Genomic DNA, 13,565 nt, shown 5'->3' on the forward strand with positions numbered 1-13,565 from the left:
GGGGGGGGGGGGGGGGGGGGGGGGGCGGGGGGGGGGGGTCGGGGCCGTGCCGGTACATCCCAGTCCGTCGCCGCTGGATCAGACGTGAGTTCTGACGGGAGCCGCTGCTCGATCCGAACGTAAGCGACGGACATCAGGGATGTACCGGCACGGCCCCTCCGGCCGCATTTCGGCTGCGGGCGCGTTTTCCCTTTTTCAGCCCCGGGCGGGGCCGTCAGAGGGACTGGGCCGCCGGCTTCACCATGCCTCGGACTGTGCGGGACTTGACGAAGTCGCCCATGGCCGTCATTTCCCATTCGCCGGAGAACTGCTTGATCAGCTTGGCCATCATGACGCCCGTCTGGGCCTCGGCGTTGGTGAGGTCGAAGCGGACCAGTTCCTCGCCGGTGGCGGCGTCGAGGAGGCGGCAGTAGGCCTTGGCCACCTCGGTGAACTTCTGGCCGGAGAAGGAGTTGACCGTGAAGACGAGACCGGTGACCTCCTGGGGGAGGCGGCCCAGGTCGACGGTGATCACCTCGTCGTCCCCGCCGCCCTCGCCCGTGAGGTTGTCGCCGGAGTGCTTGATGGCGCCGTTCACGATGGAGAGCTTGCCGAAGTAGCAGCTGTCGATGTGGTTGCGCTGCGGGCCGTACGCGATGACCGAGGCGTCCAGGTCGATGTCCTTGCCGCGGAACGCGGGCTCCCAGCCGAGGCCCATCTGGACCTTGGCGAGGAACGGGCTGCCGCCCTTGACCAGGGAGACCGTCTGGTTCTTCTGGAGGCTGACCCGGCCCTTGTCGAGGTTGATCTTGCCGGTGGCGGCGGGGGGCGCCGGGGGCGCCGGGGGAGCGGCCGGGGCCGGCGGGGCGGTGAGGCGGGGGTCCGCGGCCGGGGCCGGCGGTGTGACCGGGGGCTGCGCGGCGGGGGCCGCCGGCTGGGCGGCCGGGGCCGGCTCCTCCACGCTCACGCCGAAGTCGGTGGCGATGCCCGCCAGGCCGTTCGCGTAGCCCTGTCCGACCGCGCGGGCCTTCCAGACGCCGTTGCGGAGGTAGACCTCGACGATCACCAGGGCCGTCTCGGTGCCGAGCTGGGGAGGGGTGAAGGTGGCCAGGACCGTGTTGTCGTCCGCGTTGCGGATCGTCGCGGTGGGTTCGATGCCCTGGAACGACTGGCCCGCGGCGTCGGGGCTCGCGGTGACGACGATCTTCTCGATGCCCGGGGGAACCGCGGTCGTGTCGACCGTGATCGCGTCCGGTGCCGCGCCGCCGCCGGAGCGGTACGCCACGCCGGGGCCGGTGGGCTGGTTGTAGAAGATGAAGTCCTCGTCGGAGCGCACCTTGCCGTCGGCGGTGAGCAGCAGGCTCGACACGTCGAGCCGCACCGGGGCGGTGACGTCCACCGTCACGCGGGAGACGGGGAGAGGGATGTTCGAGCCGGGGGTCATAGCTGTCATGACTGGGGTAACGAGCAAAGGTGCTTTACCGTTCCCTTACCCAAGGGTGAGTTGCGGGGGCGTATGATCTTCCGCCCCCGCTGCTCGGGCCGGCCGCTAGGGCACGACGACGATCTTCCTTCCCACGCCTGAGGCGAACTGTTCCAGCGCCTGTGGATAGCCGGCCAGCGGGAGGCGGTCGCTGATGAAGACCGACGGGTCGAGGACGCCCGCGGCGAAGAGTTCCGCCGCGCGTTCGAAGCTGTGCAGGACGGCCATCGAGCCGGTGATGGTGATCTCCTGGTTGTAGACGCGGTACGGGTCGATGGTGACCCGGGTCGCGTAGTCGGCCACGCCGAACTGGAGGAAGGTGCCCGCCTTGGCCACCCGCTCCAGGCCGTCCTGGATCGCCGCCGCGTTGCCCGTCGCGTCCACGACCACGTCCCAGCCCTGGGGGCGGTCCAGTTCGTCGGCGTTCGCCGCCGACGCGGAGACGCCGAGCAGCCGGGCCGTGGCCAGCCGCTCGGGGTTCACGTCGACGACGTCCACGCTCGCCGCGCCGGTGCGCTTGGCGAGCTCCAGCATCATCAGGCCCATCGTTCCGGAGCCGTAGACCAGGACATGGGCGCCGAGCCGGGACCGCAGGACGTCATAGCCGCGGACGGCGCAGGACAGCGGTTCGATCAGGGCCGCGTCCTGGGTGCCGACGTGCTCGGGGAGCTTCACGCAGTTGGCGACGGGGGCGGTGGCGTACTGGGCGGCGCCGCCCGCGGTGGTCACGCCGATCGCGGCCCACCGTTCGCAGAGGTTGTTGTGGCCCGTACGGCAGTACCGGCACTCGTTGCAGTACAGGGACGGGTCGACGGCGACCCGGTCGCCGACCGCGAGCTCCGTGACCCGGCTGCCGACGCCGACCACCTCGCCCGCGAACTCGTGGCCCGGCACGATCGGCAGCTTCGGCGCGAACTCGCCCTGGAGGATGTGTAGATCGGTGCCGCACAGGCCGCAGGCGGCGACCTCGACCACGACCTCGCGGGGGCCCGGCGTCGGGTCCGGGACCTCGGCGACGACGGCGCGGCCGACGGACTCGATGACTGCGGCCTTCATTTCACGGCTCCCAACGACAGGCCCTGGACCAGCTTGTCCTGGGCGGCGAACCCCGCGGCGAGCACCGGCAGGGAGACGACGAGCGACGCGGCGCACACCTTCGCCAGGAACAGGCCCTGACTGGTGATGAATCCGGTCAGGAAGACGGGGGCGGTCTCGGCGACCACACCCGTGAGCACCCGGGCGAACAGCAGCTCGTTCCAGCTGAAGATGAAGCAGATCAGGGCCGTCGCCGCGATACCGGGGAGGGCGATGGGGGCCACGACGCGGGCCAGCACGGTCGGCAGCCGCGCGCCGTCGATCTGCGCGGCCTCGATCACCGCGACCGGGACCTCGGCGAGGAACGACTGCATCATCCACACCGCGATCGGCAGGTTCATGGAGGTGTAGAGCACGACCAGCAGCCAGATGTTGTCGAGCATGCCGGTGTTCTTGGCGAAGAGGTAGATCGGGAGGAGGCCCGCCACCACCGGCAGCATCTTCGTCGACAGGAAGAAGAACAGGACGTCCGTCCACTTCTTCACCGGGCGGATCGAGAGCGCGTACGCCGCCGGGAGGGCCAGCAGCAGGACGAGGAGGGTGGAAGCCACCGACGCCACGGCGGAGTTGATCAGCGCGGGCCAGGGGCTCGCGCCGCCGCCGGTGCCGAAGAACTCCCGGTAGCCGTCGAGGGTCAGGGCCGCGCCGAAGGACGGAGGGTTCTTCGCGGCGTCCGACTCCGAGTGGAAGGACGTCAGCGCCATCCAGGCAATGGGCAGGAAGAACACGACGCCCAGCACCCAGGCCGCCAGGCCCAGGCCGGCTCCTTTGGCGCGGCGGGGGCGGGTGTGTGTCGCGGTCGCGCTCATCAGCGGGACACCTCCTCGCGGAACAGGGACGACACCACGCGCAGGGCGAAGGTCGCGATGCCGATCGAGCCGATGACCACCAGGACGCCCGCGGCGGAGGCGAGGCCGTTCTCGTGGGCCTGGTAGAAGCTCTGGTAGACGGTGTAGGGCAGGTTGGCGGTGCCCAGGCCGCCGGAGGTGAGGGTGAAGACCGCGTCGAAGTTCTGGACGATGTAGATCGAGCCCAGCAGGGCGCCCAGTTCGAGGTAGCGGCGCAGGTGGGGGAGGGTGAGGTGGCGGAAGACCTGCCAGTCGTTGGCGCCGTCCACCCGGGCCGCCTCGATCTGCTGGTGGTCACGGCTCTGCAGGCCGGCGAGCAGGATCAGCATCATGAACGGCGTCCACTGCCAGACCAGGGATGCCTCGACCGCGAGCAGCGGGGTGGTGGAGATCCAGTCGGGCTGAGGTCCGCCGACGTAGTGCAACAGCCCGTTGAGCAGGCCGTATTCAGGGTTGCAGAGCACGTGCTTCCAGAGGAGGGCCGCGGCGACGGGGACCACCAGGAACGGTGCGATCAGCAGGGTGCGGACGATGCCGCGCCCCCGGAACCTCCGGTCCAGGAGCAGGGCCAGGACCAGGCCGAGGACCAGACCGACCAGGACCACGGTGACGGTGAGCAGGATCGTCGTCCACACGGAGTGCCGCAGGTCGGCGTCGGTCAGCACGTCCGTGTAGTTGCCGAGGCCGGTGAAGTGGCGGGCCTTCGGGTAGAGGGCGTTCCAGTCGAAGAACGAGATCACCAGCGTGGCCACGAAGGGCAGTTGGGTCACCGCGATCATGAAGATCAGGGCCGGGAGCAGGGGGCCGCGTCGGGCCCAGGCGCGCAGCCGGGCGGACGGCTGCCGAAGGGTGTGTACGGGAGGAGCGGCCACGCGGGCCGTGGTCGTGGCGGTCATCGTCCCTCGTACTCCTTGGAGATCTTCTCGGCGAGTTTCTGGGACTTGCTCAGCGCCGCGTCGACGGACTGGCGTCCGGCGATGGCCGCGCTGATCTCCTGCGAGACCTTGGTGCCGAGGTCGGTGAACTCGGGGATGCCGACGAACTGGATGCCGGGCGCGGGGCGCGGCTGGACGCCGGGGTCACGGGGCCGGGCGCCCTCGATGGCCTCGCGGGTCATGTCCTGGAAGGCCCCGGCCTCCTCGCGGTAGGCGGGGTTGGTGTACGTCGAGGCGCGTTTGCCCGCGGGGACGTTCGACCAGCCGGTGGTGCCCCCGACCAGTTGCTCGTACCCCTTGCCGGAGGCCCAGGAGATGAACTTCCAGGCCTTGTCCGAGTTGTGCGAGGCCTTCTGGAGTCCCCAGGCCCAGGTGTAGAGCCAGCCGGAGGACCCGGTCTTCTCGACCGGGGCGGGTACGTAGCCGAGCTTGCCCTTGACCGGGGAGTCCTCGGCCTCCAGCAGGCCCGCGGCGGAGGTGGCGTCGTACCACATGGCCGTCTTCCCCTGGGTCATGTTGTTGAGGCACTCGGCGAAGCCGGACTGGGCCGCGCCGGACTCGCCGTGCTCGCGCACGAGGTTCACGTAGAACCTGGTCGCCTTCTCGAACTCGGGGGAGTCCAGGCGTGCTTTCCAGTCCTTGTCGAACCAGGTGCCGCCGAAGGTGTTCACCACGGTGGTGAGCGGGGCCATGACCTCGCCCCAGCCGGGCAGTCCGCGCAGGCAGATGCCCTTCATGCCGGACTCGGCGCCGTCCGCCCGGGCGGCGAGGTCGCCGACCTGCTGCCAGGTGGGGTGCGCGGGCATCTTCAGGCCCTTCGCGGCGAACACGTCCTTGCGGTACATCAGGAACGACGATTCGCCGTAGAACGGCTGCCCGTAGAGCTTCCCGTCGTCGGCGGTCAGCGACTGCCGCATGGGCCCCAGGATGTCCTGCTCGTCGTACGCGCTGTCCTGGGCGACGTACGAGTCCAGCTCGTGCAGCCAGCCGTTGCGGGCGTAGATCGGTATCTCGTAGTTGGACAGGGTGGCGACGTCGTACTGGCCGGCTTGGTTGGCGAAGTCCTGGCTGATCTTGTCGCGGACGTCGTTCTCCGGCAGGACGGTGAAGTTCACCTTGATGCCGGTCTCTCGGGTGAAGTGGGCCTTGGTGAGTTTCTGCAGTTCGACCATCTGCGGGTTGTTCACCATCAGGACGTTGATGGAGTTCCCGCCGGAGCCCGTCCCGCCCGCTCCGGTCCAGCAGCCGGAGAGGAGCGGGGTGAGCAGCGTCCCTGCGGCGGCCGCGGCGAGCAGTGCGCGCGGCCTCCGTCGGCTCGGGGTTCGCATGGATCACTCCTGGAGGAATGGGGGGACAAGGGGCGGCGCGAGGCATGGGGGTGCCCCGGAGTGGGTGAATCGGTCCTTCACATGGGGTGGAGCGGGAAGTGGGTCGGGTTTCAGACGCGGATGACCTGGGGGCCCCGCAGCGAGTAGCGGTGTGCCTCGGACGCCGGGAGCAGCGTGCTCGTGACGATCGCCTCCAGGGCGCTGATGTCGGCGAACCGGCAGAAGCTGACGGCGCCGAACTTGGTGTGCACACCGGCGAAGACCGTGCGCCGGGAGGCCCTGATCGCCTGTGCCTTGACCTCGCTGACCGCCGGGTCGGGGGTGGTGAGGCCGTGCTCGCGGGAGATGCCGTTGGCGCCGATGAACGCCAGGTCGATGACGAAGCCGGCGAGCATCTTCGTCGTCCAGTGGTCGACGGTCGCGAGCGTGCCGGGGCGGACCCGGCCGCCGAGCAGCAGGACGCTGGTGTTCTCGGCCTCGGCGAGCGCTCCGGCCGTGGCGAGGGAGGCGGTGACCACGGTCAGCGGCCGGTCCCTGGGCAGTGCTTCGGCGATGAGCTGCGGGGTGAACCCCTCGTCGACGAAGACCGTTTCGGCGTCCCCGGTCAACTCGGCCGCGGCGGCGGCGATACGGCGCTTCTCGGGCACATGGCTCGTGGTCCGGAAGGCGAGCGTCGTCTCGAAACCGGCGCTCTCCACGGGGTAGGCGCCGCCGTGGGTGCGGCGCACCAGGCCGTGGTCCTCCAGGGTGCGCAGATCGCGCCGTACGGTCTCCTTGGCGACGCCCAGTTCGCCGGCGAGTCGGGTGACGTCGACCGAGCCCGTGCGGCGCGCGGCGCGGACGATCTCGCGCTGCCGTTCTTCCGCCGTCATCGCCGTCATCGCCGTCACCCGCTCTCTCGCGCTCCGTCGCGCACTGCCCGTTCGGGCCCTGTGGAGCCCTTGAGGGAAGTTCTACAGCGGGTGTCGGCCACTGACCAGGCCTGTTGCATGCCCGATGCTGCCCGGCTGTGCCCGTTCGGCGCCGTGGCTGTCCGCGGCGGACCTGGGGCGGAGCGGGTGGGGAGGGGAGATCGGGCAGGGCCCGTGCCCGAACACGGGAGCGGGCGGGCCCGTTCGGTGCCCGCCCGCCGTCCCGCTTCCCGCCGCCGCGTCAGTACGGCCAGATCGGCGGGTGTGTCGTGAAGTGGCCGCCGAGGTGGGCGTGGTCCGGGTTGTCGGGGTCGAGGTCGCCCTGCTCGGCGATGAGCTTCTCGGCGTACGGCTCGGAGTCGTCGCGCGGTTCGTAGCCGAGGGCCCGCGCGGTCGAGAGGTCCCACCACAGGCGGGTGTTGGCGGACGAGCCGTGGACGACCGTGTGCCCCACGCCGTCGGCGGTCAGGGCCGCGTGGAAGAGGCGGGCGCCGTCCTCGGGGCTCATCCAGACCGAGAGCATGCGGACGCTGGTGGGCTCCGCGAAGCAGGATCCGATGCGCACCGAGACGGTCTCCATGCCGTGCTTGTCCCAGTAGAACTGCGCCAGGTCCTCGCCGAAGGACTTGGACAGGCCGTAGAAGGTGTCGGGGCGGCGCGGGGTGTCGATCGGGATCAGGGGATCGTCGCCCTGCGGGCGCGGGGTGAAGCCCACCGCGTGATTGGAGGAGGCGAAGACGACACGGGGCACGCCCTCGTCGCGCGCCGCCTCGTACAGGTTGTACGTTCCCTCGATGTTCGCCTTGAGGATCTTGTCGAAGGAGGCTTCCAGCGAGATGCCCGCGAGGTGGATGATCGCGTCGACGCCCCGCACGGCCTCGCGCAGCGCCGCCCGGTCGGCGAGGTCCGCGGTGATCGCGTCGGGCTCGCCCTCGACCGGGAGCACGTCGAGCAGGCGCAGCTCGTAGCCGTACCGCGGCAGCAGCCCGCGCATCAGGGTGCCGAGTCCGCCGGCGGCGCCGGTGAGCAGAACGGTGCGGGGTGCGGGCATGCGGAGGTCTCCTCGGTGCGGGCCGATGCGCCATGGCGGGAGCTCCGCCAGGCGGCCGTATGCGTGTACGGAATTCACATCCATGGACACGCTAAGGATCGCTGATGCGCTGCGTCAAGTGTCGCGCGGAGGGGTGAAATCCGCCTCCGTGTTGCGGGTTTGTGTGCTTGACCGGCCCCGAGGTGGCGGCTTAGCGTGGGCGTGTTCAGAAATATAGACGTGGATCAGAAACATGCACTCGGTGGGCACCTTTCAAGGGAGAGTCCGTGACGTCAGCCCCTCTTGCCGCTCGGCTGAGCATCCCCAGCGGGCCGCTGTTCTTCCCCGTCACCGCGTACGGCCCCGACGGCTCCGTCGATCTCGCCGTCTACCGGGAGCATGTGCGGCGCGGCGTCGAGGCCGGAGCCGCGGCCGTCTTCGCGTGCTGCGGCACCGGCGAGTTCCACGCGCTCACACCCGAGGAGTTCGAGGCGTGTGTGCGGGCGGCCGTGGAGGCGACCGCGGGACGGGTGCCGGTGGTCGCGGGCGCCGGATACGGGACCGCCCTCGCCGTGCGCTACGCACGTCTCGCGGAGGCAGCCGGGGCCGACGGACTGCTCGCCATGCCGCCGTATCTCGTGGTGGCCGGGCAGGAGGGTCTGCTGCGGCACTACCGGGAGATCGCCGCCGCCACCTCCCTGGACGTCATCGTCTACCAGCGGGACAACGCGGTCTTCACCCCCGAGAGCGTGATCGAACTCGCGCGCACCGAGGGGATCATCGGCTTCAAGGACGGGCTCGGCGACCTGGACCTGATGCAGCGGATCGTGAGCGCCGTACGCAGCGAGGTACCCGGCGGCTTCCTCTACTTCAACGGCCTGCCGACGGCCGAACTGACCGGACTCGCCTACCGGGGCGTGGGCATCACGCTCTACTCCTCGGCGGTCTTCTGCTTCGCCCCCGAGATCGCGCTCGCCTTCCACCGGGCGCTGAACACCGGGGACGACGCGACGGTGAACCGGCTGCTGGACGGCTTCTACCGGCCCTTCGTCGACCTGCGGGCGCAGGGACGCGGTTACGCGGTCGCCCTCGTCAAGGCGGGCGTCCGGCTGCGCGGACTGGACGTGGGCGAGGTGCGGCCGCCGCTGAACGAACCGGCCGAGGACCACCTCAAGCAGCTCGCGCAGCTCATCGACCGCGGGTACGCGCTCCTGGAGGAGGACAAGTGACGACGTCCGCGTTCCTGTACCCCTGGGACGTCAACGGGGACCCGGAGGCCGCGTCCAGGACGGCCGCGCTCGGCGTACGCCAGGTGACGCTCGCGTCCGCGTACCACTCCACCCGTGCGGCGACGCCCCGCCACCCCCGGCACCGGATCGTGACGGCCACGCACGCCGCCGTGCTCTACCCGGTGGACGAGGCACGCTGGCGGGGGCGCGCCCTTCGCCCCTACCCGGCGGGGGACTGGGGGCCGGGCGACGCGTACGGTGAGGCCGCCGCCTCGCTCGCCGGGGCCGGTCTCGACGTCCACACCTGGGTGGTGCTCGCACACAACTCCCGTATGGGGGAGGAACATCCGTCGACCTCCGTCGTCAACGCCTACGGGGACCGCTATCCCTGGGCCCCCTGCGTGGCCCAGCCCGCCACCCGCGCCTACCTCGCCGAACTCGCGGCGGAGGCCGCGGTCCGGCCCGGGGCGGCCGGCACGGAACTGGAGTCGCTCGGCTGGTACGGACTCGCCCATCTGCACGCCCACGACAAGATCGGCGGGGTGGCGCTCGGAGACGCCGGGCAGTACCTGATGTCGCTCTGCTTCTGCGCCGTGTGCGGGCAGGGGTACGGGAGCCAGGGCCTCGACGCGGGGGAGCTCGCGGCCGCCGTGCGCGGGGCGCTGGAGCCGGTGTGGCGGGGGGCGCCTTCGGACGGGGGCTGGACCGGTGTCGAGAAGCTGCTCGGGGCGGAGACCGCCGGGGCCACCCGGGTGTGGCGTGACGGGGTGGCCCGGTCGCTCCAGGAAGAGGTGGTCTCGGCGGTCCGCGCCGCCGCGCCGGCCGGCTTCCAGGTGCTCCTGCACGCCGATCCGGTGTCCTACCACTGCGGCGCCAACGCCGGGGTCGACCCCCGGCACATCCTGTCCGTGGCCGACGGGGTGGTCGTGCCGTGCACCGCGGGCGCCGGGTCGCTGACCCCGTTCGCGGAGGCGGGCCCGAAGGGGCGGGTCCTGGCCGCCAACTTCACCGTGGTGTCGGGGATGGGGGGCCGTCCGGAGACCCTGGCGGCGGACGCGGCGCACGCGGTCGGGCTGGGGGCGACGGAACTGCGGCTGTATCACGCCGGGTTGGCCTCGGAGCGGGACCTGGAGACGGTGCGGGAGGTGCTGGCGGGGCTCGGCTAGCGGAGTTCCCGTCGCGCGCTCTCCGCCACCGGGGCAGGGGCGGCCCGGAGCAGCGGGCCCAGGGTCACCAGCCGGATCAGGCCCAGCGCGGGGAGCAGGACGCGATGGTCGACGAGTTCGACCAGACCCGCCCCGAGGGCCAGGCCGATGGCGTTCGGGGCGTACAGAAGTGTGTTCGAGGTGGCGGAGACCCGGCCCAGCAGGTGGGCCGGTGTCTCCCGCTGGACCGCGGTGAACGCGGCGATGAGCGGGCAGGGCAGCCCGATCCCCACGGCCACGCCGGCCGCGAGGACCACCGCATCGTCCGGAACGGCCCGGAGGACTACCGCGACGGCGGTGAGGGCGATCCCGCAGGCGGTGAAGCGCTGTTCGCCGAGCCGCCGCAGCAGCGGCCCGGACACCAGCCCGACGGCGACCGAACCGGCGCCCTGCGCGACGTAGAGGACACCGACGTACGTGGGGGAGTGGCACAGCCCCTCGGCCACGGCGTAGACCGTCGCGCCGTTGATCCCCGCGAGGAGCATGGTCGTACCGCCGGCGAGGACCAGGACCCGGAGCCGGGGGTTCCGCCGGAGATGGCGGACGCCTTCCGCGGTGCGGGTGCGCAGGCTCCCGGCGTCCGGGCGGCTTCGGCGGCGGCCGCCGCGGGCACGGCCTTCCGCTCGCCGTGCACCACCACGCGGCCGTTCGCCGCCCAGGACGGCGGACGTCCGGACCGGCGGGGTCTCGCGGACTCCCATCAGCGCGTACACCCCCGCCGCCAGCGCGAAGGTCACCGCGTCCAGGAGCGCCACCCGCGCGCCGCCGTACGCGGCGTAGAGACCCGCCCCGGCGAGCGGGGCCACCAGTTTCATGCCCTCGGCGGCCGTCATGCGCAGGCCGTTGAGGTCGCCGAGGAGACGCTCGTCGAGCGCGTCGGCCAGCAGCGCGGACTCGGCGGCGTCCTGGACCACTCCCGCCGTGCCGTAGACCAGGAGCACCGCGAACAGGATCCACAGGCGGCCCTGCCCGTCCACGGTGAACAGGACGGGCAGGAGCGCGGCCAGGACCAGATTCGTCCCGATGAGCAGGGGCCGGCGGCGGGTCCGGTCGGCGAGGGTGCCCAGGGCGGGGCCGATCAGCGTGGGGGCCCAGAGGGCGAAGACGCAGAGCGCCGCCAGACCGTCCGAGCCCGTCAGATCCTTGACCCAGATGCCCGAGACCAGCCACATCGCCGACGACCCGAAGCCGGAGACGACCACTCCGGTCAGATACAGACCGGCGTCGCGATCGCCCAGAACCCTCGCCACTGTCCATGTCATGGCAGGTGAGCGTGGTGCTAAGGCGGGCCCGAGGGGATCGGGCAACCGCCTTAGACACGGGCGCTGCCGGGGGCCGCCGGTGGACGAGGGCTCAGCCGCTCGCCGCACGGACAGGGGCGCTGCCGCGCCCCGGGGCCCTCAGTCCTTCAGCAGCGCGCAGACGAAGTTCTCCTCGACCTTGCGCAGCTGCTTGAGCAGTTCCGGCTTGCCCGCCTGGTTCACCTGGGTGGTGAGCGAGAAGGTCAGTGACCGCCGGCCGTCCGGGGTGGCGGCGATCAGCTGGGTGTAGCCGGGGAAGTTGCCGGTGTGGCCGAGGACCACTCCGCAGCGGGTGGAGTAGCGGAAGATCGCCGCTCCCGCCTTGTTCTTGCCGGGTCCCGCCGGTTCCGAGGCCCCGTCGATCCAGCGGCGCTGCTCGCGCAGGGTGGCCTTGGAGATCAGGGCGCCGCCCGCGTAGCCGCTGATGAAGCGGGTCAGGTCCGCCGGAGTCGAGACGATCCCGCCCGACGCCCACACGCCCGACGCGCTGAGCACCTCGCTGACGTCCTCCGGGGGGTTCGGCGGTTGGACGTCGTAGCCGTGCATGTACGGCTCGGGCAGCTCGTAGCCCTGCGGGAGGCTCGTGTCGCGCAGGCCGAGCGGCCGGTAGACGAGCCCGCGCAGCAGCTGCTCGTAGCGCTTGCCGCTCGCGGCCTCGGCCATCAGCGCGACGGCGATGTTGTCGGAGTTCGAGTACATGTACCGCGAGCCCGGCCGGAACAGCAGCGGCTCGTCGGCCACGTAGTCGAGCAGCCGGCGCGAGTCGAAGTGGTGACGCGGATCGGCGGTGAGGATCTCCAGGAACTCGGGACTCGTCGTGTAGTCGGGCAGCCCGCTGGTGTGGTTCAGCAGCTGGCGCAGCGTCACGGCGTGCCACTGCCGCGGCAGGGACGGCAGCCGACGGCCGATGGTGTCGTCGAGGGAGAGCGCGCCCCGGTCCACCAGACCCAGCGCCACGGCGCCGCTGAACGCCTTCGCGGTGCTGGCGATCCGCGTGTGGTCGTTGGGCCGGATCGGACGTCCGCTCTCGAGGTCGGCGACTCCGGCGCGCAGGACGCGGGACACGCCCTCCCGGCGCAGGACGGCGATGACACCGGGCGGGCCGCCGGGGCTGCGCACCAGCTCCTCCAGCTGTTCGCGCAGCGCGCGGTCCTGGTCGCGGCCGGCGGAGCCGGCGTCGGCGTCGGCCGGTGCGGACACGATGCCGGTCAGACAGGCGGCGGCCAGCAGCGCGCTGAGCGGCAGACGCAGCCGGGGGCGGCGGGGCAGTTGCATGGGGTTCTCCCGAGTCGGACGGTGGCCGGGGCACGCCCAGCTTCGGCCCCGGGCGATCCACCCGCCTGCGCCGCTGCTGCATACGGAGGAGCGGGCCGCCCGGTGTTGGGCCGTCCGGCTGCCCTGGTGCGGGGGGCCCGGTTCGGGGAACCGATGAGTTTCGGGTGCGGGCGCGGTCTACCCAGCAGTGGATACGAGTTCCGCAGTGGACACGAGTGCCGCGGTGGATACGAGTTCCGCAGCGGACACGAGTGCCGCGGTGGATACGAGTTCCGCAGCGGACACGAGTTCTGAGGAGAATCGGATGACCGGCCAGACTTTCGACCTCGGGCCGCAGGCCCTGATGGTGGCGCGCCTCGCGGACGCGGTCACGGACGACCGGCTCGACGGGGCGACCCCGTGTCCGGACTACGCGGTGCGCAACATGCTGGGGCACCTGGCCGGACTGTCCGTCGCCTTCCGTGACGCCGCGCGCAAGGACCTGGGCGCGACGACCGACACGAGCCCGGACTCCGCCGTCCCCGGCCTCGGGCCCGGCTGGCGCGAGGCCCTGCCGAAGGCGCTCGACGAACTCGGCGACGCCTGGCGTGACCCGGCCGCCTGGACCGGGATGACCCGGGCGGGCGGAGTGACGCTCCCGGGCGCGGTCGCGGCGGCCGTGGCCGCCGACGAACTGGTGGTGCACGGCTGGGACCTCGCGCGGGCCACCGGCCAGCGGTATGAGCCCGACCCGGTCGCCCTCCAGGCCTCGTACGAGTTCCTGAGCGCCGCGGCCGAGGACCCGACCCGGGGCGGCGGCATCTTCGGCCCCGTCGTCCCGGTACCCGACGAGGCGCCCCTCCTCGACCGCGTGATCGGCCTCAGCGGCCGCGACCCCGGCTGGAAGCCGTAGCGGGGGCGGCGGGAGCGTCGCCGTGACGCCGGGGAGCCGAGCCGCGGACAACGA

At 71.9% G+C, this 13,565-nt stretch carries 12 protein-coding genes; 3 read left to right on the forward strand and 9 right to left on the reverse strand.

Features of this window, described 5'->3' with window-relative positions:
• Positions 1–214: 214 nt before the first annotated feature.
• The 7 genes from ACFWBT_RS22940 to ACFWBT_RS22970 form a co-directional block, all read right to left on the reverse strand.
• Positions 215–1,423 carry a TerD family protein gene (locus ACFWBT_RS22940; protein WP_385703314.1) on the reverse strand — a complete coding sequence of 403 codons (1,209 nt, stop codon included), beginning with the start codon at positions 1,421–1,423 and terminating at the stop codon, positions 215–217.
• A gap of 105 nt (positions 1,424–1,528) precedes the next feature.
• A complete protein-coding gene (locus ACFWBT_RS22945; protein ID WP_385703261.1) occupies positions 1,529–2,518 on the reverse strand; it encodes a zinc-dependent alcohol dehydrogenase family protein in 990 nt (329 codons plus the stop codon).
• Entirely contained in the window at positions 2,515–3,366 is an 852-nt protein-coding gene (locus ACFWBT_RS22950; protein ID WP_385703262.1) for a carbohydrate ABC transporter permease, read from the reverse strand. The genes ACFWBT_RS22945 and ACFWBT_RS22950 overlap by 4 nt, the downstream gene beginning before the upstream one ends.
• Positions 3,366–4,301, reverse strand: a complete 936-nt coding sequence (locus ACFWBT_RS22955; RefSeq protein WP_385703265.1) for a carbohydrate ABC transporter permease — start codon at positions 4,299–4,301, stop codon at positions 3,366–3,368. Before ACFWBT_RS22955 ends, ACFWBT_RS22950 begins: the two co-directional genes overlap by 1 nt.
• Entirely contained in the window at positions 4,298–5,668 is a 1,371-nt protein-coding gene (locus ACFWBT_RS22960; protein WP_385703268.1) for an ABC transporter substrate-binding protein, read from the reverse strand. Before ACFWBT_RS22960 ends, ACFWBT_RS22955 begins: the two co-directional genes overlap by 4 nt.
• A gap of 110 nt (positions 5,669–5,778) precedes the next feature.
• Positions 5,779–6,549: a DeoR/GlpR family DNA-binding transcription regulator gene (locus tag ACFWBT_RS22965; RefSeq protein ID WP_385703270.1), complete on the reverse strand. Its 771-nt coding sequence runs from the start codon at positions 6,547–6,549 to the stop codon at positions 5,779–5,781.
• A gap of 271 nt (positions 6,550–6,820) precedes the next feature.
• Positions 6,821–7,630, reverse strand: coding sequence for an NAD-dependent epimerase/dehydratase family protein (locus ACFWBT_RS22970; RefSeq protein WP_385703273.1), 810 nt, complete (start codon positions 7,628–7,630; stop codon positions 6,821–6,823).
• 266 nt (positions 7,631–7,896) lie between these two features.
• On the opposite strand from ACFWBT_RS22970, the gene ACFWBT_RS22975 reads away from it, so the two are divergent.
• Entirely contained in the window at positions 7,897–8,838 is a 942-nt protein-coding gene (locus ACFWBT_RS22975; protein WP_385703275.1) for a 5-dehydro-4-deoxyglucarate dehydratase, read from the forward strand.
• Positions 8,835–10,004 carry a hypothetical protein gene (locus tag ACFWBT_RS22980; protein WP_385703277.1) on the forward strand — a complete coding sequence of 390 codons (1,170 nt, stop codon included), beginning with the start codon at positions 8,835–8,837 and terminating at the stop codon, positions 10,002–10,004. Before ACFWBT_RS22975 ends, ACFWBT_RS22980 begins: the two co-directional genes overlap by 4 nt.
• Here the strand turns inward: ACFWBT_RS22980 and ACFWBT_RS22985 are convergent.
• Both ACFWBT_RS22985 and ACFWBT_RS22990 read right to left on the reverse strand, forming a co-directional pair.
• Entirely contained in the window at positions 10,001–11,305 is a 1,305-nt protein-coding gene (locus ACFWBT_RS22985; RefSeq protein ID WP_385703280.1) for an MFS transporter, read from the reverse strand. The two genes, ACFWBT_RS22980 and ACFWBT_RS22985, sit on opposite strands and share 4 nt — an antisense overlap.
• Before the next feature lie 138 nt (positions 11,306–11,443).
• Positions 11,444–12,619, reverse strand: a complete 1,176-nt coding sequence (locus tag ACFWBT_RS22990) for a serine hydrolase domain-containing protein (protein WP_385703282.1) — start codon at positions 12,617–12,619, stop codon at positions 11,444–11,446.
• A gap of 304 nt (positions 12,620–12,923) precedes the next feature.
• Between ACFWBT_RS22990 and ACFWBT_RS22995 the strand changes: the two genes are divergently transcribed.
• Positions 12,924–13,511, forward strand: a complete 588-nt coding sequence (locus ACFWBT_RS22995; RefSeq protein ID WP_385703285.1) for a TIGR03086 family metal-binding protein — start codon at positions 12,924–12,926, stop codon at positions 13,509–13,511.
• Positions 13,512–13,565: the final 54 nt, after the last annotated feature.

Origin of the sequence: Streptomyces sp. NPDC060027 (genome assembly GCF_042737005.1) — a bacterium.
GTDB lineage: Bacteria > Actinomycetota > Actinomycetes > Streptomycetales > Streptomycetaceae > Streptomyces.

Excerpts from the sequence above, each read along its gene's own strand:
- ACFWBT_RS22985 (WP_385703280.1), bottom strand. The coding sequence starts at position 11,305 with ATGACATGGACAGTGGCGAGGGTTCTGGGCGATCGCGACGCCGGTCTG.
- ACFWBT_RS22945 (WP_385703261.1), bottom strand. The coding sequence starts at position 2,518 with ATGAAGGCCGCAGTCATCGAGTCCGTCGGCCGCGCCGTCGTCGCCGAG.
- ACFWBT_RS22940 (WP_385703314.1), bottom strand. The coding sequence starts at position 1,423 with ATGACCCCCGGCTCGAACATCCCTCTCCCCGTCTCCCGCGTGACGGTG.
- ACFWBT_RS22995 (WP_385703285.1), top strand. The coding sequence starts at position 12,924 with ATGACCGGCCAGACTTTCGACCTCGGGCCGCAGGCCCTGATGGTGGCG.
- ACFWBT_RS22990 (WP_385703282.1), bottom strand. The coding sequence starts at position 12,619 with ATGCAACTGCCCCGCCGCCCCCGGCTGCGTCTGCCGCTCAGCGCGCTG.
- ACFWBT_RS22960 (WP_385703268.1), bottom strand. The coding sequence starts at position 5,668 with ATGCGAACCCCGAGCCGACGGAGGCCGCGCGCACTGCTCGCCGCGGCC.
- ACFWBT_RS22955 (WP_385703265.1), bottom strand. The coding sequence starts at position 4,301 with ATGACCGCCACGACCACGGCCCGCGTGGCCGCTCCTCCCGTACACACC.
- ACFWBT_RS22970 (WP_385703273.1), bottom strand. The coding sequence starts at position 7,630 with ATGCCCGCACCCCGCACCGTTCTGCTCACCGGCGCCGCCGGCGGACTC.
- ACFWBT_RS22950 (WP_385703262.1), bottom strand. The coding sequence starts at position 3,366 with ATGAGCGCGACCGCGACACACACCCGCCCCCGCCGCGCCAAAGGAGCC.
- ACFWBT_RS22965 (WP_385703270.1), bottom strand. The coding sequence starts at position 6,549 with ATGACGGCGATGACGGCGGAAGAACGGCAGCGCGAGATCGTCCGCGCC.